Source organism: Methylobacterium sp. CM6257 (assembly GCF_054611515.1).
The window spans coordinates 4971549-4992196 of the sequence record NZ_CM137735.1; the positions used below are offsets into that span (position 1 = coordinate 4971549).

The 20648-nt window shown below is 70.1% G+C and carries 17 protein-coding genes and 1 other annotated feature; of the genes, 7 read left to right on the forward strand and 10 right to left on the reverse strand.

Translation table 11 applies throughout. The features are described from left to right. Positions 1-14: 14 nt before the first annotated feature. The 5 genes from ACYCO6_RS24165 to ACYCO6_RS24185 form a co-directional block, all read right to left on the reverse strand. The gene (locus tag ACYCO6_RS24165; RefSeq protein ID WP_459764045.1) at positions 15-1247 is read right to left on the reverse strand and encodes an allantoate amidohydrolase; all 1233 of its coding nucleotides are present in this window, start codon (positions 1245-1247) and stop codon (positions 15-17) included. Beyond that, positions 1244-2512, reverse strand: coding sequence for an allantoate amidohydrolase (locus ACYCO6_RS24170; protein ID WP_459764047.1), 1269 nt, complete (start codon positions 2510-2512; stop codon positions 1244-1246). Before ACYCO6_RS24170 ends, ACYCO6_RS24165 begins: the two co-directional genes overlap by 4 nt. Positions 2513-2602: 90 nt before the next feature. Further along, positions 2603-3064, reverse strand: coding sequence for a tellurite resistance TerB family protein (locus ACYCO6_RS24175; protein WP_459764049.1), 462 nt, complete (start codon positions 3062-3064; stop codon positions 2603-2605). Positions 3065-3339: 275 nt separating this feature from the next. Next, the gene (locus ACYCO6_RS24180) at positions 3340-4506 is read right to left on the reverse strand and encodes a carboxylate-amine ligase (RefSeq protein ID WP_459764051.1); all 1167 of its coding nucleotides are present in this window, start codon (positions 4504-4506) and stop codon (positions 3340-3342) included. A gap of 82 nt (positions 4507-4588) precedes the next feature. Then, on the reverse strand, positions 4589-6106 hold the full coding sequence (locus ACYCO6_RS24185; RefSeq protein WP_459764053.1) for a CYTH and CHAD domain-containing protein: 1518 nt from the start codon (positions 6104-6106) through the stop codon (positions 4589-4591). A 341-nt stretch (positions 6107-6447) separates the two neighbouring features. Between ACYCO6_RS24185 and selB the strand changes: the two genes are divergently transcribed. After that, entirely contained in the window at positions 6448-8409 is a 1962-nt protein-coding gene (gene selB / locus ACYCO6_RS24190) for a selenocysteine-specific translation elongation factor (protein WP_459764055.1), read from the forward strand. A gap of 69 nt (positions 8410-8478) precedes the next feature. Here selB and ACYCO6_RS24195 read toward each other — a convergent pair whose 3' ends face one another. Further along, positions 8479-8778, reverse strand: coding sequence for a hypothetical protein (locus tag ACYCO6_RS24195; RefSeq protein ID WP_459764057.1), 300 nt, complete (start codon positions 8776-8778; stop codon positions 8479-8481). A gap of 208 nt (positions 8779-8986) precedes the next feature. Further along, positions 8987-10201, reverse strand: coding sequence for an MSMEG_0565 family glycosyltransferase (locus ACYCO6_RS24200; protein ID WP_459764059.1), 1215 nt, complete (start codon positions 10199-10201; stop codon positions 8987-8989). A 309-nt stretch (positions 10202-10510) separates the two neighbouring features. On the opposite strand from ACYCO6_RS24200, the gene ACYCO6_RS24205 reads away from it, so the two are divergent. From ACYCO6_RS24205 to ACYCO6_RS24230, 6 genes are all read left to right on the forward strand, one after another. Continuing rightward, positions 10511-11329 (forward strand): SGNH/GDSL hydrolase family protein, encoded by an 819-nt coding sequence (locus ACYCO6_RS24205; RefSeq protein ID WP_459764061.1) that lies wholly within the window; start codon positions 10511-10513, stop codon positions 11327-11329. 108 nt (positions 11330-11437) lie between these two features. Continuing rightward, positions 11438-11968 carry an ATP-dependent protease subunit HslV gene (gene hslV, locus ACYCO6_RS24210; protein ID WP_459773696.1) on the forward strand — a complete coding sequence of 177 codons (531 nt, stop codon included), beginning with the start codon at positions 11438-11440 and terminating at the stop codon, positions 11966-11968. A gap of 239 nt (positions 11969-12207) precedes the next feature. After that, the gene (locus ACYCO6_RS24215; RefSeq protein ID WP_459773697.1) at positions 12208-13878 is read left to right on the forward strand and encodes a methyl-accepting chemotaxis protein; all 1671 of its coding nucleotides are present in this window, start codon (positions 12208-12210) and stop codon (positions 13876-13878) included. A 66-nt stretch (positions 13879-13944) separates the two neighbouring features. Then, positions 13945-14000: a sequence feature (sul1 is cis-regulatory element that is thought to sense ions involved in sulfur or methionine metabolism; They are found in Alphaproteobacteria), on the forward strand. 58 nt (positions 14001-14058) lie between these two features. Beyond that, positions 14059-15555 carry a SulP family inorganic anion transporter gene (locus ACYCO6_RS24220; protein ID WP_459764063.1) on the forward strand — a complete coding sequence of 499 codons (1497 nt, stop codon included), beginning with the start codon at positions 14059-14061 and terminating at the stop codon, positions 15553-15555. Between the two features lie 102 nt (positions 15556-15657). Next, the gene (gene hslU, locus ACYCO6_RS24225; protein ID WP_459764065.1) at positions 15658-16971 is read left to right on the forward strand and encodes an ATP-dependent protease ATPase subunit HslU; all 1314 of its coding nucleotides are present in this window, start codon (positions 15658-15660) and stop codon (positions 16969-16971) included. A 62-nt stretch (positions 16972-17033) separates the two neighbouring features. Beyond that, entirely contained in the window at positions 17034-17858 is an 825-nt protein-coding gene (locus tag ACYCO6_RS24230) for an EamA family transporter (RefSeq protein WP_459773698.1), read from the forward strand. Between the two features lie 6 nt (positions 17859-17864). On the opposite strand, the gene ACYCO6_RS24235 is transcribed toward ACYCO6_RS24230, so the two are convergent. The 3 genes from ACYCO6_RS24235 to ACYCO6_RS24245 form a co-directional block, all read right to left on the reverse strand. Further along, complete coding sequence (locus tag ACYCO6_RS24235; protein WP_459773699.1) at positions 17865-18266, reverse strand: PTS sugar transporter subunit IIA; 402 nt, start codon at positions 18264-18266, stop codon at positions 17865-17867. A 175-nt stretch (positions 18267-18441) separates the two neighbouring features. Continuing rightward, positions 18442-18882, reverse strand: a complete 441-nt coding sequence (locus tag ACYCO6_RS24240; RefSeq protein ID WP_459764067.1) for an HPr kinase/phosphorylase — start codon at positions 18880-18882, stop codon at positions 18442-18444. Next, complete coding sequence (locus ACYCO6_RS24245) at positions 18882-20636, reverse strand: stimulus-sensing domain-containing protein (RefSeq protein WP_459773701.1); 1755 nt, start codon at positions 20634-20636, stop codon at positions 18882-18884. The genes ACYCO6_RS24240 and ACYCO6_RS24245 overlap by 1 nt, the downstream gene beginning before the upstream one ends. Positions 20637-20648 lie beyond the last annotated feature (12 nt).

Here is a 20648-nt window from a genome sequence, read left to right on the forward strand (position 1 = left end):
TGCGACAGCGCCGCTCAGCTCCGGTGGCGCGCGCCAAAGGCTTTGACCGCTCCGAGCAGCACTCGGGCGCCGGCCTCGATGTCGGGCAGGCTCGCGAACTCGGCGGGGTTGTGGCTAACCCCGCCCCGGCATCGCACGAACACCATGGCGATCGGCGCGATCGCCGCCACCGCCATGCCGTCGTGGCCGGCACCGCTCGGGAGGTCGAGAACCGGAAGGCCCTGGGCCGCGATCGCCCCACGGATAAGCGACGCCAGAGACGGATCGCACGGCACTGCCAGTGCCTCGTGCAGCACGTTGATCTCGAGACCGAGACCCCGGCTCTCGACGATACGCCGGCAGGCGGTCGCGATGTCTGCAAGGGCGGTTCGGCGCTGCGCGTCGTCCGGCGCCCGCAGGTCGAGGGTGAAGCGCACGTGGCCGGGGATCGTGTTCACCGCGCCCGGGCTGGCCGCGATCCGGCCGACCGTCCCCACGAGATACGCCTCGCCGCGGCAGCGGGCCTCGATGGCAAGGATGCATTCGGCGGCGCCCGCGAGGGCGTCGCGGCGTTCGGACATGGCGACCGTACCGGCGTGGCCGGCCTCGCCGGTGACCATCATTTCGAGCCGGCTGGCTCCGGAGATTGCCGTGACCACGCCCACCGGCAGCCCCGCGCGCTCAAGCATCGGTCCCTGCTCGATGTGCAGTTCCAGATAACCGAGGACCTCGCCCGGCTTCCGCGCGGCGGACGCGATCGCGTCGGGATCGAGGCCCAAGGCCCGCATCGCCGCCGCTACGGTGACCCCTTCCGCGTCCGCAGCGTCGAGAACGGCGGGATCGAGATGCCCCGCAAATGCGCGGCTACCGGTGAGCGTCGCGGCGAAGCGCACGCCTTCCTCGTCCGCGAAGGCCACCACCTCCAAGGCGTGCGGCAGGCGGATGCCCTCGCGGGCGAGCGCCTCGACACAGGCGAGGCCCGTGAGCACGCCGAGCGGCCCATCGTACCGGCCGGCATCGCGCACCGTGTCGAGATGCGACCCGAGGACGAGGGCCGGGCCGCCGGGCTCCGGCCCATCGATGCGGCCGATCAGGTTGCCGACCGCATCGTGGCGGACAGCCATCCCGGCCTCGCGCATCCAGCCCGCCACCAGCGCCTCCGCCCGGGCCTGTTCGGGCGTGAGATAGAGACGCGTGATGATTCCGGGTTCGGCGGTGATCGCCGCGAGCGCATCGAGGCGCTCCTGGATGCGCGGGGCGTAGATCATTGCGCCTTGGGCGCGTTGGCGAGGCGGAGCACCGTCTGCAGCAGCACGTCGGCGCCGGCCGCGCAGTCGCCCTTCGTGGCGGATTCGGACTCGTTGTGGCTGATCCCATCCTTGCACGGCACGAAGATCATCGCGGCCGGCACCTTGGCGGCGAGGTTGCAGGCGTCGTGGCCCGCACCCGAGATGATGCGGCGCCGGGAATGCCCGAGGCTCTCGGCGGCCTCATCGATGGCCGCCACGATGGCGGGGTCGAATGGCACCGGCTCCTTCCGCCAGATCCGGGTCAGGGCGATCTCCACCTTGCGCCGCGCGGAAATCTCCGCTGCCGTCTCGCCGAGCGCTGCCTCCATGGCGTCGAGGGTAGCCGAACGCGGGTCGCGCACGTCCACCGTGAAGGCGACGCGGCCCGGAACGACATTGCGGGAGGGCGCGAGGATCGCGGCCTCGCCGATCGTGGCCACCGCGGAGGGCGCGTGCGCGAGGGCGATGTGCTCGGCGGCGAGCGCGAATTCCGATAGGGCGAGCAGCGCGTCCCGGCGGCGCGGCATCGGCGTCGTGCCGGCATGGCTCTCGAAGCCCGTGATCACGCCATCGAACCACATGATGCCCTGGCCGCCCTCGACCACCCCGATGGTCTTGCCCTCGGCCTCCAGGATCGGGCCCTGCTCGATATGGAGTTCCACGAAGGCGCCGATCTCCCGCGCACCCACCGCTTCGGCCCCGCGATAGCCGACCGCGTCGAGGGCCTCGGCCACCGTGATGCCGGCCGCGTCGCGCTTGGCCAGGATCTCATCGGTGGTGAACTCGCCCGCATAGGCGGCCGATGCCATCATGGCGGGCGCGAAGCGTGAGCCCTCCTCGTTGGTCCAATTGACCACCATCAGGGGCGCCTCGGTCTCGATCCCGGCATCGTTCAGGCTGCGCATCACCTCAAGGCCAGCCAGCACGCCGAGCACACCGTCGAACTTGCCGCCGGTGGGCTGGGTATCGAGATGCGAGCCGAAGGCGATCGGCTTCCGGCTCATGTCGCGGCCCGGCCGCAGGGCGTACTGGGTGCCGAGCGCGTCGACCGTGACCGTCAGCCCGGCCGACTCGCAGGCGTCGCGAAACCAGTCGCGCACGCGGCCGTCCTCGGACGACAGGGTCAATCGGTTGATGCCCCCGGCAGGCGTGCCGCCGAATGCGGCGGTCTCAAGGATCGTCGCCCAGAGCCGCGAGCCGTCGGCACGCAGGTTGTGGGTCTTGCTCAGGTTCATTTCGGCCATGCCGGTTCCTTTCACGGCGGTATGCCGTGCGACAAGTTCTTTACACGGCGGCGCTGCGGCCCTCAGCAACGCCAATGCCAGACGGACCCGTCAGACCGGCGGCCGGCGCACCGGATTGGCGCGCAGGAGCTCGATCCCGTCGACCCGTAGAGCGATGGCGATCTCGCCCAGGGCGCTCGCCTCGATGCCGCTGATCCCGTCCTGGTCGGCGACGTCCGCGGCGATCAGGAAGACGTTCTCGCGCTGGCTCACCGGCCGCTCCGCCACGGCCGCGACGTGTCGCAGGTTCTCGGCTCGGCCGAGACGGGTGCGCGCCCGGGCGATCCCCTCGTAGAGTTCGGTCTCCAGCATCAGCGCGTCGTAGCCCTTCATCAGGACAGGATCGGCCCGCAGGCCATGCAGCGCCGCGTCGAATTCCTGCCCGGCGACCTCGCCGTCGGCCACGATGACGTTGGCCGCCGCCGACACGGCGGCGAGCATGAGCGCCTTGTCACCCGCGTAGGCCATCACGGTACGGCCGACTTGGCCGAAGATGTCGCGCAGGAGGATCATGCCGGGAGTCACGGGTGGCTTCGAAGACCCGAGAGGGATAGCAGAGCATTGCGCCGAGGAAACCGGGCGTCGTGCAACCCCTCGACGCGAGGTGGTTCGATCGCCGAGGCCAGGGCAGCCGCAGGCAGAGCGTCACGTCGCTCACTCCGGCGCAAATATCAAAACCCAGACATCCTTCGGCAACATGCCTGTGTGACCCATTGGCTAACCGCGCCGCCGAGCGCGGCCGATGGATGGCGGGCTCAGCTCCCCCTCAGCCGGAGCCGTTTCCATCGTCACGCCGCCGGAGCGATGTGCGGGTGCCCCCCAGGCCCGACCTTCGCTTCGGCGGCGGTCTCCTCGGCCAGGTGATCCACGACGGCCGAGAGCGCCGCGCGCTCGCCCGCGCCGGACCGGCGGGCAGACGCGAATATCGCCAGTTGACGGTCGGCACTCGTCCCTTCCAGCAAGATACGGCGGGCCTGCGCGCAGGCCTCCCCACAGTTTAGGGCGTCCGCATCCTCCGTCGTGGAGGCGAGGAGTTCCTCGATGACCTCCGCCACCGGCACCGCGCGGGCCCGGGTCTCGTCGATCAGCGTGGCCCGCACCCCGTCCCGCTCGGCCCGCCACAGGTTTTCCATCACGAAGCCCCGGGAAGCCGCGGTCAGCCGGGCATTGAGCGTCCGATCCCGGACGACCCGTCGCACGAGGCACCGGAACAGCGAGGCGATGCAGAGCGCGTCGTCCAGGCGCGTGCAGCTGTCGGCCACCCGGAGTTCCAGGGTCGGATACTTCAGCGAGGCGCGCACATGCCACCAGAGGAAGCTGGCATCCGCGATGGCGCCCGCCTTCGTCATCACGTCGACGTAGCGGGTATAATCGGCCTCGTCGGCGAACAGCTCCGGGACACCGGTCCGGGGCAGTTCGGCATAGGCGCGCATCCGGTAGCCGGACAATCCCGTCTGCTGACCCTGCCAGAACGGCGACGACGTCGAGAGGGCGTGCAGTACCGGCAGGAAGGGCAGCAGCCGGGTCGCGAGGCCGATCCGGGCCTCCGGATCCGGCACCTCGACGTGGACGTGCAGCCCGCAGACGAGGTTGCGCTGACCGAGCATCCGGAGGTCGGCCATGATGCCGTGATAGCGGGCCTTGTCGGTGGGCCGCTGGTCCCGCCAGCGCGCCGTCGGGTGCGTGCCGGCGGCGAAGGTCAGGATACCGCGCTCGGCGCCGATCTCCGCCAGGCTGCGGCGGAGATCGGCAAGGTGCGCCCGCGCCTGGGCGGCGTCGGCCGTCGGCGGCGACGCGATCTCGACCTGACATTGGAGCTGCTCGCGCTCGGCGTCGTCGAGCCGGGCCTTCACGGCCGCGTGGAAGGCCCGGAGACGGGCGCGGGGCGTACCGCGGGAACGGGCGTCGGCGAGGAAGAGCTCCTCCTCGATTCCGAACCGATAGGCATGCGCCATTCGCGCGTCTCGCTCCTCAGACCCTTCCGGCGAACGCTGCCGCACCGGCGGGGTTCCGGCCCATGCGGCAGTGCGAAAAGGCTCAACGCCAGAAGGGCTTCACGTCGAGGAGGTCGGCCCGCGCATCGGCGGCCGCCGCGAGCAGGTCCTGCGCCCCCAGATCGTCCGACCCCGGTACCGGCGGCCCCGACAGGTTCTCGGTCATCGACCGGGCCGTCTCCATGTCGTTGAGCGCCCCGAGATGATCCTGAAGGTCCGAGAGCGCGGCGCCGAACTTCTCCTGCCGGCGGCGGGCCTTCTTCTTGGTGTAGAGGCCCGAGAAGAACTCCGCGCCGTAGCGCAGCTTCTTGGCGGCGATCCGCGCGCGGTGCCGGGTATGCGGGTCGAGGCGCTTGAGGCCGCGCCCGCGCTTCTTCAGGCGCTGCCGCGCCTTGTCGAGCACGTGGGCGGCGAAGTCGCGCCCGTCCTCCGCGGCAGCCGGTTGCGCCGCCCAGGCGCCGGCCTCGATCCAGCCGGCGAAGTCGATGATGAGGCTGCGCCATTGCGGACTTTCGAGAGTCGCCAGCACCGCATCGTAGGCGCGCTCCCGCTCCGCCTGCGCCCGCTCCCGGAGACCGTCGAGCCCGGGCGCGTCGGGGCTCTCCTCGGCCAGCTTCGGCAGCGTGTCTTCCAGGAAGACGTCGAGGTTGCGGGCATGGCCGAACGGCTCGGTGACACGCTTGATCTCGTCGTTGAAACCGGCCGCCCGCCGATCGCCCGCCAGCATCGGCGCGAACAGGGAGAGCGCCGATCGCAGCCGGCGGAGGGACACGCGGATCTGGTGCAGCGCCTCGGGCGGTCGCCCCCCCTCCAGGAAGGCCGTCTCATTGAGGCGCATGTGGCGCAGGCAGGCACGCGCAACCCGCCGGAAGACGTCGCCCGCGCTCGCCCCGTGCGGAAGGTCGATCGACCCGGCCTTGACCACCGCCGGCCCGGTCCCGTCGATGAGGGCGAAGCCGACGGCGCTCTTGGCCTTCACGCTCAGGCGCAGCGGCACGGTCTCGGCCAGCGCCTGCGCGAGCAGGAAGAGGTCGGCGGGATCGCCGTCCTGGAGTTCGAGCTCGATCTCGCAGAGCGCCGCGTCGCCGGCCGGGCTCTCCACCCGGCCCTCGTCCAGGGTGACGAGGATGCGCGAGTTTGCCTGCTCCACGGGGATTTCCCGGCGCATCACGCGTGTCGAGAACAGTCGCTCCAGCGGCGCGTCGGTCTCGGTCAGGACCTTCTCGGCCGCCGTGCCGGCCCAGGCGGCCGGGTCGGGCACCTCGCCGGCGATCTCGGTCTCCCACTCGGCCCGGTTGAACAGACCGACGTCGCCGCCTCCCGCCTTCACGGTCTGGATGTGCCGGCCGCCCTTGGCACGCACCCGCAGGGTGAGACCGGCCGCCCGCAGGTCCCGGCTCGGCGTGTCGTAGTAGGTCGTGGCCAGGAGTTCCGGCTCAGCGGCCGCAGCGGCCTGCAGCCGTGGATGGGCCGCGAGCGCCGTCAGGTCGGGGCCGGCACAGTCGAGCTTCAGCTCGATCTCGCGTGGTGCGGCCGCCACGGGGCTATCGGTCTCGCTCATGCTCTCCTCTTCGTGATGTGCCTCGCCTAACCGTGCAGGGAGGCCATCCGGTTGCATCGAACCGCCGCAGTTTGGTGGTCTCGCCGCGCTGCGCCGGACTGTCCGCCGAGCGGAGGGCGACGTTTCCACGGCGTGTGCCGGCTCGCAAGGGCACGGCTCGCTGCATCGGCCCTTGTTGCGCTGCGCTAAAAACGCGCTTTCCCAAAGCGGGACGCCGTGGCAAGACGAATTGTCCACAATCCATCTGTCCCGCCAACCCCGGTCCCGACCGTCCGGCGGCCTACGGCTCGATGCTGAGCCTGCGGGACGGATGTTCTTCCTGCGAGAGCGGTGCGCCCGGCGTGGACGGCGGCACCGCGGAGATGGTCCGGTCGGTGAATGCGTTGAAGACACTTCTCGTCGGCGTGATCGGGCACGTCGATCACGGCAAGACCGCGCTGGTCCGCGCGCTGACCGGAGTCGAGACGGATCGGTTGAAGGAGGAACGGGCCCGCGGCGTCTCGATCGTCCCTGGCTTCGCGCTCCTCTCCTCCGGACAGGGCGCGATCGACCTCATCGATCTGCCCGGTCACGAGCGGTTCGTCCGCGCCATGATCTCCGGCGCCACCGGCATGCGGGCCGTGCTACTCGCCGTCGACGCCCACGAGGGCATCAAGCCGCAGACGGTGGAGCATCTGGAGATCGCCCGGCTCATCGGCGTGCGCCGGGGCGTGCTGGCGCTCACCAAGTCCGATCTGGCCTCGCCCGAGACGATCGCGGCACGCGCGTTGGAGATGGCTGCCGCCGCATCCCGCGCCGGAATTGAGGCAGGGGCGGTGATCCCGACCTCGACGGTGACGGGCGACGGCATCCCCGAACTTGGTGCGGCCCTCACCGCGCTGCTGACCGCGGCAGAGCCTGGGACCGACGACGGCTTTCCGTATCTGCCGGTCGACCGCGTCTTTTCCCGGGCGGGCTTCGGGACGGTGGTGACCGGCACGCTGCGGCGGGGTTCGCTGGCGGTCGGCGACACCGTGGAGGTCGCCCCCGGTGGTCGTTCCGCGGTCGTGCGCGGCCTCCAGATCCACGGCCGCCCGGTGGAGCGGGCCGAGCCCGGACGGCGCACCGCCGTGGCCTTGCGGGGCGTCGGGCTCGATGAGATCGCCCGGGGCGAGGCCCTGTCGATGCCGGGCCTGCTCGCTCCGAGCGAATGGCTCGACGTGGCGATCACGGCCGCGGCAAGTGCCGCGCATGCCCTGGCGGGGGGCACAGCCTGCAGGCTCCTGTTCGGAACGACCGAGGTCGGGGCCCGGCTGCGGCTGCTCGACCGGGAGGCGCTCGAGCCCGGCGCGAGCACCCACGCTCAGTTGCACCTCGCCGAACCGGTGGCGGTGCCGGCTCGCGAGCCCTTCGTCCTGCGCCTCGATTCACCGGCCGCCACCGTGGCGGGAGGCCGTGTGCTCGACCCGGCCAGCCGGCGGCGACGGCGCCACGATCCGCGCGTGATGGCCGACCTCGCCGCCCTCGCCGGAGGGCAGGCCGCCGAGGCAATCTCGGTTCGTCTCGGGCAGGTTGGAGCGGCGGGCGCGCCGTTGATAGAACTCGCCCGGCTCGCCGGAACCGCGCCGGAGCGAGTCCGACAGTGGCTGGCGCAATCGGGCGCACGCGAGATCGGGGACCGGTTCATCGGAGCCGCGGCCTTCGACGCGCTCTGCACCGGCACACTCGCGGCCCTGTCCCAGCATCATCGTGACAACCCGATGGAACACGGGATCGCGCTCGAGCGGCTCTCCCGTGCCCTGGCCCTGCCCGAGGCGCTCACCGGGTCGGTTCTGCGCGGCCTCGCGGACAGGGGTGCGGTAGCTCAGACGGGCAGCCTGTGGCGGCGCGCGGATTTCGATCCGGCCCGCAACGAGAGCGAGGCTGCCCGCAGGCTTGAGCAGATCTTCCGTCGCGCCGGGCTGAACCCGCCCGACGAGGCCGAGGCGGTGGGCCGGGATGTCCGTCGGCGCGAGGCCCTGACCTACCTAGTGGGCGCCGGCACGGTGATCCGTGCCGTCGACCGGGTGCAGCGCCGCGCGGTGCTGTTCCATCGGGAAGCGGTGGCCAGTGCCCGCACACGCCTCGCCGAGGCATTCCCGAATGCCGCGACACCCGAGACCGGGTTCCTGGCCCGGGAGGCCGGCGCGACCCTCGGAATCTCGCGCAAGTTCTCGATCCCGCTCCTGGAGCACCTCGATGCGACGGGCTTCACCCGCCGGGCGGGAGACCGTCGGGTGATCGTCGCGCTGGAACCGGGTACCGCGGGCCGGGCGCCGGCTTAGGAAGCGCCCAGGCCTTCGTTGTCACGTGATGCTTTCGGAAGGCCGGCGTTCGCTGATCCGCATCGTGTTCTAGAAATCGCCGCCGAGCCAGTCACCGGGACCGGGCTCGTAGCAGGTGTAGCCGATCAGACAGTTCGGATTATCTCGGGTCGGCCGGAAGGCACGCTTGGCGATCTCGGTAGGCTCGCAGAACGACCGATCGCGGACGAACCGGTCGTAGGTCATGCCGCCCGTCCCGAGAACGAGGGCGCCGCGGGACCGGATCAGCTGAATGGTCTGCTGGCAGGTCATTGCCGTGCTGGACGGCCGCGTCTGAGCTGCGGCGGGTGTCGCGGCCAGGGCGAGAGCCGCAGCGAGCCGGATGAACATGGGTTCGCCTGTGCATGACAAAGCCGATACGCGCACAATCCGAACCGGCCGGCCCTTGCCCATGCGTCGATTCGCCACCCCCTTTCTCCGGCCGATGCCACCCAGGTCCGGACGCGGAGCCAAGAATATCCGGTGACGTCAACCTCGGTCAGCGCGCTGAGCAGCAGGGATTGCGGACACCACCCGGCGGCTGCCTATGAGCGCGCCGTCAGGCGCCACCCGGTATCCGCGTTATGTTCCAGGCCGCCGAGCCCGTGGCGACAGGCACGGCTGGCGCGGGTCCGGGGAACAGGGCCGCATAAGCCGGCAGATGCCGGGCCGCGCAGGTCTCCCAGGCATGAGCCCGGGCGACGTCACGGCCGATCCTGCTCAGGCGCGCTCGCCGTGCCGGTTCCAGGCTCGCGCGCATCGCCGCCGCCACGGCATCGATGTCGTCAAGGTTCACCGACAGGACCGCGTCCCCGGTTGGATGCTCGGAGAACGGCGGCCGGCCCGCGACGATCACCGGTGTGCCGCTGGCCATGGCCTCCAGCGCGCAGAGGCCGTAGCCACCTCCGTGCGCCGAAGAGACCAGAGTGTCGGCGATGCGGTACAGGCGCGGCATGTCCGGCTGGGCCACCATCCCCGTCCGGATCACCGGCCGGCCGGGGCCGACCTCCAGCCCCTCGCTCTCCAGTACGGCGCAGCAGCGGGCTTCGTAACCGGCATGGCCGCTCAGCGAGGCGCCCCCGGCGAGAATGAGCTGCGCAACCGGGAGGATCCGGCGCAGCGCCGCGAAGGCCACGATGATCGCAAGCGTGTTCTTGCGCGTCTCGAAGCCTCCGATGCTGAGAAAGACCGGGCCGCCTCCGAGGCCCAACTGCCGGCGCAGCTCGGCGTCGCCGGGTTCCCGTTGGGGCCTGAAGGTCTCTCCGTCGACGCCGTTGTCGATCACGTCGGCCTGCGCGCCGTACTCGGCTGCGATCATGGCCGCCGAGGTGCGGCTGGTGCAGAGGAGCCGGCCGGCATGGACGATGGCCCGCTCCTGCCACCGGGCGAGTTGCGGGTCCGAAGCCATGTCGACGTGGTGGACCGTACGGACAAAGCCAGGGATCAGGCGTCGGCGCGTGAGGGTCGCCAGCGCATTGCCGCTGATCTCGCAATGGGCGTGGAACACGTCGAAGTCGCAGGCTGCCGGCGTTGAGAAATGAGCGAGATAATCGGCGATCCTGGCCCCGACCCACGCATCTCCGGGACCGGAATTCGGCTTGGCCGCCACCGACATGACCGGGCAGGTCGCGTCGCGGAAGAAGCCGCGCCCGGTCGGGTCGGGGGCGTGGACGACAGCCTCGTGCCCGAGACCGCAGAGGGCTTCGCCCAGCGCAAGGGCATGGGCCACGGCGCCGCGCGGTTGGGTCGAGGGCGTGAGGATCGCGATGCGCAAGCTGTCGACCTTGGGACGGCGCGCCGAGGCCCACGGCCGGTCAGGGATTCGCGCCCGAAACCCGAGACCACGCTCTCCGCCGCCCTCTCGGAGATCCGTGAAGTGGCGGTCGCATCGATCGTGCCGGTTTGCGCACCGGCGATGCGTCCGGCCTGAAGCGTCCGCTCACCACCTGTCCGGGCGGGATGCTGCAGCCTTAATTTTGCGTTACGAATTCAATGAGATTTCAAGCGCGGCACGGAACCGCTCTTTCCAAGCCTGTGTGACACATTGTATCCGTCACTCACGAGTGCCGGAGCAATCGGTCCCGTGTCCCAAGCTTTGAATACCGTCGTCCCTGCGCAGGCTATCCGCAAGACGCTGCGCCGGCTCGGGATGCTTTTCGGTCTTCTGGTTCTGCCTACGGCAGTCCTGGCCTACGCGGATCTGCTCCCCGACTCGCTGGATCTCCTCGGCATCGACCTGCGCGAGAGCCCGGATCTTCCGCATGTCGCCCGCCAGATCGCCATCGGTGCTCCGTTGAAGATCGTGGCCTTCGGCTCCTCCTCGACGGAAGGGATCGGCGCGTCGAGCCCCGCCAATGCCTATCCGGCCCGCCTCCAGGCCGACCTGCGCAAGAAGCTGCGCGGCATGGATGTGGCGGTGATCAACCGCGGCATCGGCGGCGAGCACGTCGACGACATGCTGGCCCGCCTCGATCGCGACGTCATCGCGGCCGAACCTCAGCTGGTCATCTGGCAGACGGGCAGCAACGATCCGCTCCGCGGCGTCTCCGTCGAGCATTTCCGCGATGCGACCGTGGCGGCGATCCGCCGGATCCGGGAAGCCGGGATCGATGTGGTGCTGATGGAGCCGCAATGGTGCCCGAAGCTCGAGGCGACGCCGGGCGCCTCGCGCTTCCTCGACGCGGTGCGCGCCATCGGTGACGAGCTCGATGTCCCGGTGATCCGCCGCGCCGACCTGATGCACGGCTGGGTCCGGGAAGGGAAGCTGACCACGAAGCAGCTCTTCGCCTCCGACGGCCTGCACATGGCCGATAGCGGCTACGCCCTCCTAGCCGAGGCCGCGGCCCAGTCGATCCTTCAGGATGCCGGTCCGGTGCAGACTGCTGAAGCGGTCGCCGAATAAGCGGCTGGACGCGGCCGGCAAAGCTCCCCATCTCGGCGCGATCGACATCGGAGCCGAGCCTTGAGCCAGGACGCATTCAGGTACGACGACAGGGGCGCCCCCCCGCAGATGCACGCCACCACGATCCTGATGGTCCGCAAGGGCGGCCGGGTCGTCGTCGGTGGCGACGGTCAGGTGAGCCTCGGCCAGACCATCGTGAAGGGCAATGCCCGCAAGGTCCGACGCCTCGCCAAGGGCGCGGTGATCGGCGGTTTCGCCGGCGCCACGGCCGACGCCTTCACCCTGTTCGAGCGGCTCGAGGCGAAGCTGGAGCAGTATCCCGGCCAACTCACCCGGGCCTGCGTGGAGCTGACCAAGGATTGGCGGACGGACCGGTACCTCCGCCGCCTCGAAGCCATGATGCTGGTCGCCGACCGCGACGTGAGCCTGCTCCTGTCGGGCTCCGGCGACGTTCTGGAGCCGGAGAGCGGCGTCATGGCAATCGGCTCCGGCGGCAACTACGCGCTCGCGGCCGCCCGCGCGCTGGAGGACAGCGACCTCGACGCGGAAGCGATCGTCCGCCGCGCCATGGCGATCGCGGCCGAGATCTGCGTCTACACCAACGGGAACCTCGTCATCGAATCCATGGACGCAGGTTAGGGTTTCTGCCGAGACGGGTACCGGCTCGTTCCTCGACGACGCCTTGATACAGAGGCTCCGGGCCGTGCCGGATGGCGCGGCGGAGGAGCACAGCGCTGAGCCGGCGCCCGCGGATCCGGCCCTGATCCCGGCGGCCGATCACGACCAATAGTGATATCGCTGCGGGAAATTTTGCGGTTAACGGCTCTTTGAGCACTATCGTTCAGAGTCCGCTCGACACGAACACGGGTCGGGCGAACATGAAGATCGGCGGAAAACTCCTGGCATTCGTCGGCGCCTGCAGCGTGACCACGCTGGTCGTCGCCGGCGTGAGCGTCGTGACTCTGCGGGGCTTCGAGCACTCTCTGGTGCGCGTCGAGAATGCCTCGATCCGGGCGCTCAACGCCGCCAATTTCAACCGGCTCACCGCCGAGGTGACCATGGATTCGCGCGGCGTCTACGCCTCGGCCGATCGGGCTGAGGCGGCGAAATACGCCGCGGGTATTCGCAAGGGCCTGGCCGATATGGATGCGCTGCGCGCCGCCTGGGCGCCGCTCGTGACAGAGGCCGAGCGCCCGCTCTTCGACGCGATGGTGCACAACGCCGACGCCTTCCGGTCCCTGCGCAGTTCGCTCGCAGAGGCTGGCGAGACGATCAGCCCCAAGGCCGCTGCAGATCTCGGCTTCAACGATGCCAACCGCGCCAACCGCAAGGCCTTTCAAGCAAGCATCGATGCCCTGGTGAGCCGCGGACGGGCCGAGATGGCGGCGATCAAGGCCGAGACGGACGATCTCTTTCAGGCGCGCACGCTGCTCCTGATGGGGCTGGCGCTCGCCGGTACCCTGATCTGCTGCGCGATCGGCCTGATCGTGGGACAGCGCCAGATCGCCCGACCGCTGCAGGCGGTGTCGGACGCGATCCAGCGCCTCTCCCGGGGCGACCACGCCGTGCCCGCCGTGAAGCCGACCCGCGACGAGATCGGCGCGATCTGGACGAGCATGCGGGTGTTCGGCGAGGCCATGCGGGAAGCCGAGACACTGCGGCAAGAACACGAGCGCCTGGGCGCGGAGGCCACCCTGCGCAAGCGGACCGAGATGGCCGGGCTCGCCGATCGCTTTCAGGGCAGCATCGGCGGCCTCGTCGATCACCTCGCCGGCGCTGCCGCCGGGATGGAGCGGGCCGCCGCCGCCATGGCCGGCAATGCCGAACATACCGGCACTCAGTCGCAGGCGGTGACCCGCGCCGCCGAGACCACCGCGCACAACGTCGAAGCCGTCGCCGCCGCGACCGAGGAACTCGCCGCCACGGCGAGCGAGATCGGTGTGCAGGTCTCGCAGACCTCGACCGCAGCCGAGAGCGCCGTCGAGGCGGCCCGGCGGACGCGGAGCAGCGTTCAGGCGCTGGCCCGCAGTGCCGACGGTATCGGCCAAGTCGTCTCCCTCATCTCCACCATCGCGGGGCAGACCAACCTCCTGGCGCTGAATGCCACGATCGAGGCAGCCCGGGCCGGCGAGGCCGGACGGGGCTTCGCGGTCGTCGCCACCGAGGTGAAGGATCTGGCGACGCAGACCGCCAAGGCCACTGAGGAGATCGCCGGCCAGATCGCCGCGATGCGCGCCGCGACGCACGAGGCCGTTGCCGCCATTGAGGAGATCGGCGGCACGATCGAGCAGGTGCATGGGATCGCCCTCGGCGTCGCCGCGGCGGTTGAGGAGCAGCAGCTCGCCACGCAGGAGATCGCCCGCAGCGTCTCGGAGGCCGCGAGCGGCACCCGGGCCGTCACCGAGACCATGGCGGTGGTTCTCGGAGCAGCCCGCGAGACCGGCGCCAGCGCCGCCGAGGTCCTAGCGGCGGCAGCCGACATCGCCCGCCGCTCGAACGGCCTGGGTGGCGAGGTCGCGAGCTTCGTGGCCCAGGTGCGCGCGGCCTGAGCCGCGCTTGGCGCAGCGCCCCCATGTTGCATTGCAGCGCCGGGCACCCTAGGGTCCCGGCACTCGCAAGGACCCGGTGAAAGCCCGGGTGGCTCTTCCGGCCGCCGATCCGCCGGACCACGCATTCGAGACGCGAACCCGTCCGCCACCGGCGCGGACGCGCGCCCGTGCGGATTCTTCATGTCACGCATCACTTCCGGAAACGCCGGACGGCTCCATCCGTGGACCTCCAACATCCGCGGCGACACCCTGTCGGGCATCGTCGTCGCCCTCGCCCTCATCCCCGAGGCCATCGGCTTCTCGGTGATCGCCGGGGTCGACCCGAAGGTCGGCCTCTACGCCTCCGTAGTCATCGCCTGCACCATCGCGTTCGCGGGCGGCCGCCCGGCCATGATCTCGGCCGCCACCGCGGCAACCGCCGTGGTGATGGCCGATCTCGTGCGTGAGCACGGCGTGCAGTACCTCTTCGCCGCGACCATCCTGATGGGCCTGATCCAGATTCTGGCTGGCCTGCTGAAACTCGGCGGGCTGATGCGGTTCGTCTCGCAATCGGTGATGACCGGCTTCGTCAACGCGCTGGCGATCCTGATCTTCCTGGCGCAGCTCCCCGAGCTCACCGGAGTGACGCCGGCGACTTACGGGCTGATCGCCCTCGGGCTGGCGATCATCTACGGATTTCCGCGGATCACCCGCGCCGTCCCGTCGCCGCTCGTGGCGATCGCGGTGCTGACCGTGGTCACGGCCGTTTTCCACCTCGACGTACGCACGGTCTCGCACCTGGGCGCCCTCCCCTCGGCCCTGCCGACCTTCGCCCGCCCGCAGGTGCCACTCACGCTGGAGACCCTGCGGATCCTGCTCCCCTACGCGGCGACCCTGGCGGCGGTCGGCCTGCTGGAGAGCCTGCTCACCGCGCAGATCGTCGACGACATGACCGATACCGGGAGTGACAAGAACCGGGAGTGCATGGGCCAGGGGGTCGCCAACATGGCCTCGGCCCTGTTCGGCGGGATGGGCGGCTGCGCGATGATCGGCCAGTCGGTGATCAACGTGTCCTCCGGCGCCCGCGGGCGGCTCTCCACGCTGGTGGCTGGAACCTTCCTGCTGGTGCTCCTCGTGGCGTTCCAGGACCTGCTCGCCGTCGTTCCGGTGGCGGCCCTGACGGCCGTGATGATCATGGTCTCTTTGAACACCTTCTCGTGGCGGTCGCTCGCGCAGCTGCGCACCAACCCGCTGCCCTCCTCGGCGGTGATGCTGGCCACCGTCCTGGTGGTTGTGGCGACCAAGGACTTGGCCATCGGCGTCCTCGTCGGCGTGCTCCTCTCCGGGGTCTTCTTCGCCGGAAAGGTGTCCCGACTGAGCAACGTGACCTCCGCGCTCTCGGCCGATGGCCGGACGCGCACCTACGGCGTCACCGGGCAGGTGTTCTTCGCCTCTGCGGGCACCTTTTCGGACGCGATCGATGTGCTCGAGCCGGTGGAACGCCTCGTCATCGACGTGCATGGGGCGCATTTCTGGGACATCTCGGCCGTGGCCGCCCTCGACCGCGTGGTGCTCAAGGCCCGCGCCCGGGGACGGGCCGTCGAGGTCGTGGGTCTGAACGCCGCGAGCGCGACCCTGGTCGAGCGGTTCGGCACGCACGACAAGGTCGGCTCCCTGTCACCCCTGACGGCCCACTGAGGCGGCTATACGCGCGCCTTCCGCCTCTTGCGCGGAGCGGCGCGCGACCCCATTCCCGGCGCGGGGCCGAAATGTCGGGCCGAGAACAGGGATGGCAAAGCGGTGACGACGTTCTCTCCGCGCGAGATCGTGTCCGAACTCGATCGGTTCATCGTCGGGCAGCACGAGGCCAAGCGCGCCGTGGCGATTGCGCTCCGGAACCGCTGGCGGCGCCAGCAGCTCACCGGCCCACTCCGCGAGGAGGTGGCGCCCAAGAACATCCTGATGATCGGGCCGACCGGCTGCGGCAAGACCGAGATCGCCCGCCGTCTCGCCCGGCTCGCCAACGCCCCATTCCTGAAGGTCGAGGCCACGAAGTTCACCGAGGTCGGCTATGTCGGCCGCGACGTGGAGCAGATCGTGCGCGACCTCGTGGAGGTCGCGATCGGCCTCACGCGACAGATCAAGCGCGAGGGCGTGAAGGCCAAGGCAGAGGCCGCGGCCGAGAACCGGATCCTCGACGCCCTGGTAGGTCCGACGGCGAGCCAGGCCACCCGTGACAGCTTCCGGCGCAAGCTCCGCAACAGCGAGCTGGACGACAAGGAGGTCGAGCTGGAGCTGACGTCGAGCGCGCCCTCAGGCCTGCCGATGTTCGAGATTCCCGGCGTGCCGGGGGCGTCCATGGGGGCGATCAACATCGGCGACATGCTTGGGAAGGCGCTCGGCGGCCAGCGCGGCAAGGCGCGCCGGATCTTGGTGCGCGACGCCTACGCGCCGCTGATGGCCGAGGAATCCGACAAGCTCGTCGATGACGAGGCCTTAGTGCGCGAGGCGATTCGAGAGGTCGAGAACAACGGGATCGTGTTCCTGGACGAGATCGACAAGATCTGCGCCCGTGAGGGCCGTTCTTCGGGCGACGTGTCCCGCGAGGGCGTCCAGCGCGATCTGCTGCCGCTGATCGAGGGGACCACCGTCGCGACCAAGCACGGCCCGGTGAAGACCGACCACATCCTGTTCATCGCATCGGGCGCCTTTCACGTCTCGAAGCCGGCCGATCTCCTGCCCGAGCTGCAGGGGCGGCTTCCGATCCGCGTCGAGCTGCAACCGCTGACCGTGGACGATTTTCGCCAGATCCTGACCTCCACGGAGGCGAGCCTGCTGAAGCAGACGGTCGCGTTGATGGAGACGGAGGGCGTGACGCTGACCTTCACGGACGACGCCGTGGATGCCCTCGCCCGCGTTGCCGTCGAGGTGAACTCCACCGTGGAGAATATCGGCGCGCGCCGCCTCCAGACCGTCCTGGAGCGGGTCATCGACGAGATCTCCTTCACGGCCACCGACCGGTCCGGCGAGACGGTGCCGATCGATGCCGCCTATGTGCGGGCCCGGGTTCAGGATCTCGCGGCCAACGCGGATCTCAGCCGGTTCATCTTGTGAGTGCGGCCGGACGGCTTGCGCCGTCCTCGGTTCTCCTGCCGGTGGTCGCCCTGGTCACCGGGATGGTCTCGCTCCAGTTCGGCGCGACCTTCGCCAAGAGCCTGTTCTCCTCCGTCGGCGCAGCCGGGACGTCCTCACTGCGGGTCGGATTCTCGGCGCTGATCCTCATGGCCGTTTGGCGGCCCTGGCGGCGGACCCTGCCGGCGCGCGAGGCGGGCTGGATCGCGCTCTACGGCGCGGCGCTCGGGCTGATGAACCTCTTGTTCTATCTCGCGCTGGCGCGGCTGCCCCTCGGGCCCGCCGTGGCGATCGAGTTCCTCGGCCCGCTCACCGTCGCGCTGATCGCGTCGCGCCGCAGGTCCGATTTTCTGTGGATCGGACTCGCCGTCCTGGGTTTGGGACTGCTCCTGCCAATCTCTTCGACGGGTGGGCTCGATCCGGTCGGGATCCTGCTCGATCTCGGCGCGGCTTTGGCCTGGGCGCTCTACATCCTGTTCGGCCAGCGCGCTGGTCGCGTGGATGGCGGCCAGGCCGTGTCGCTGGGCATGCTGGCCGCGGCAACCGTGGTGGCACCGTTCGGCCTGGCCGAGGCCGGATCCGACCTCCTCACGCCCGGCATCCTGCTCGCGGGGCTCGCGGTGGCGCTGATGTCGAGCGCCCTACCCTACTCGCTGGAGATGGTCGCCCTGCGGCGCCTCGACCGGAAGAGTTTCGGCGTGCTGATGAGCCTGGAGCCCGCCGTGGCGGCCTGTGCCGGATTCTTGCTGCTGGGGGAGCGAATCAGTGCCGTGCAGTGGCTCGCCATCGGCCTCGTGATCACGGCCTCCGTCGGGATGACCGCAGGCTTGCGGAGATCAGCCCCGCAGGCGGCGATACTGGAGACGTGAGACTTGTTACTTGCCCGCGAGAACCCGTGAGGCGACGTTGATGTACTTGCGCCCGGCTTCCTGAGCGTGGAGCACGGCGTCGCCGAGCTTCTCCTCGTCGCGAACGCTGGCGAGCTTGATCAGCATCGGCAGGTTGATTCCCGCGACGACCTCGACGGAGCCGCCATTCATGCAGGAGAGCGCGAGATTCGAGGGTGTGCCCCCGAACATGTCGGTGAGCACCACCACGCCCTCGCCGGTATTCACGCGACAGACCGCGGACATGATGTCCCGTCGCCGCATCTCCATATCGTCCTCCGGCCCGATCGTGATCGTTTCGATCTGATCCTGAGGGCCGACCACGTGCTCCAGAGCGGCCTTGAACTCCGTCGCCAGCAGCCCGTGAGTGACGAGCACCATGCCAATCATCGACACGTGTTCCAACGTCCTGTGTGTGCCGCCATGTTGTGCATCGCACAGCCCCCCACAAGGCGAACGCGACTTTTTTGCTCGGACACCATCATGATCATGCCACGGCCGCCCCGGGCGCGCCATGGGGGTATACCACCGTTGCGCGTCTCAGGAGACATGTGCGGCTGCGAAGTCACGGCTGTCGCTTTCGCAGTGCCGCACGCACGAGGAGCGGTGCGAGCCCCGCCGCCCGAACGCCGGGATCGAGGACGAGACGCGGCAGCCTGACGCCGAGGATCTCCGCGTCCTCCGGAGGCTTCGGCAGCCGAGGTGCCGCCGGGACGAGGTCGACGATGAGGTGCAGGATCGCCTCCGGGCAGGCCGCGAGGCCGAGATCCGCAACGGACAGGATCCCCTGCCCCCGCACCTCGACATGGCCGGCAAGATCGGGATGGGGACGGGCCAGGAGGCGTCCCCCGCCGGCCTCGCAGACGACCCTGTCGTCAGCCACGAAGACACCGCCGTCAGTGGCGGCGAGGAGGAGCGCCAGGCTCGACTTGCCCGCGCCGGACGGCCCCCGAATCAGGACGCCCGCGCCGTCGAGGGCCACGCAGGCGGCGTGGAGCGTGGCCATCAGCTGTGCAGCTGGCGTGGGGCGGCCGGCAGGCGCACGATGAACCGCGCGCCGCGGATCGTGGGCTCGCCGTCCTCGTCGGGCGCGCCGGGCCGGTTCTCCGCGCGAATCGTACCGCGGTGGGCCTGCACGATCTGGCGGGAGATGGACAATCCGAGCCCCGAATTCTGGCCGAAGCCCTGTTCCGGCCTGTCCGTGTAGAAGCGCTCGAAGATCCGCTCGAGGGCGTGCTCGGGGATGCCCGGCCCCTCGTCCTCGCAGACCATCTCGACCTCGCCGCGCACCCGGCGCAGCACCACCCGCACCTTCGCGTCCGTGGGCGAGAACGACCGGGCATTGTCGAGGAGATTGTTGACCACCTGACCCAGGCGGCTGTCATGGCCGATGATCGTGAACGGGGCGTCCTGGTCGGACGCGGTCGGCTCGACGTCGAGCTGGATCAGGCAGTCCTTGGGCCGGCGCCGCTCGTTCGCCACCGAAACGACGGTGGTGAGCAGACGCCGGAGATCGACCCGCCGCGCCTCGGCCCGCGCCAGTTCGGCATCGAGCCGCGAGGCATCCGCGATGTCGCTGATCAGCCGATCGAGCCGCTTCACGTCGTGCTGGATGATCGCCATCAGCCGGCCGCGCGAGTCGTCGCTCTTGGCGAGCGGGAGCGTCTCCACCGCGCTGCGGAGCGAGGTCAGCGGGTTCTTCAGCTCGTGGCTCACATCCGCCGCGAAGCTCTCGATCGCATCGATCCGCCGGTAGAGCGCCTGTGTCATGTCGCGCAGGGCGCCGGACAGGTGGCCGATCTCGTCGGTGCGCTCGGTGAAGTCCGGGATCTCCTCGCGGGTCTTGATGCCCATGCGCACCTTCTCGGCGGCCTCGGCGAGCCGCCGCACCGGACCCGCGATGGCGCCCGCGAGCAGGAACGACAGCACGACCATCACGGCCGAGGCGACGAGGAAGACCTGCAGCAGCCCGAACCGCTCCGAGGCGATCACCCGGTCGATGGCGTCGCCCTGGGTCGAGATCAGCAGGGCACCGCGCACTGATCCGGCGCGGTGGATCGGCACGGCCACCGAGACGGTGGTCTCGCCGAGCTTGTTGCGGCGCACGAGGCTGCCGCGGTTGCCGCCGAGCGCCGCCTGGACTTCCCGGAGGGAATGGCCGTTCACGGGGCCAGTCTCCTCGACTTGCTCGGTCCGGCTGCCGAACAGGCCGCTCAGCTTGCTCTGGACGGTCTGGAAGGCGGATTCCAGCATCCCGGGCTTGTGCGGCTTAGGCTCGAGCGGGTCGGGCCGCCCGGCATCGCCGCGCTTGAACAGGGTTCGGGTGTCGAACAGGAGGCCGCCCTCCTGGTCGTAGACGCGGGCGCGGTTCCCGGTGGGCGTGACGAGACGCGAGAGCAGCGGCGCCACCTTCTCGGGGTTGAGCGAGAAGGCGAGCGGCTGCGATTCCTCCTCGGCGGTCTCGCCGGCCTGCTGCTGCAGGAGCTTGTCGGGATCGATGCGGATCGTGTCCGTATCGACCGAAGCCGAGGCGGCGATCGCGCCGGCGATGATCTCGCCCTGGATGGCGAGGCTCTGGATCCGGGCCTGGATCAGGCCCTGACGGAACTGGTTCAGGTAGAGGAACCCGACGAGCAGCGCGATCAGCCCGACGAGGTTGAGGACGACGATCCGGCGCGTCAGGCTCGACGAGGCGCGCTGGCCGATCGCGTCCCACAGGGCGCGCGGCCAGGCGAGAGGCCGGGAAAGGGCTTGGGCCAGGGAGGTGCGAGG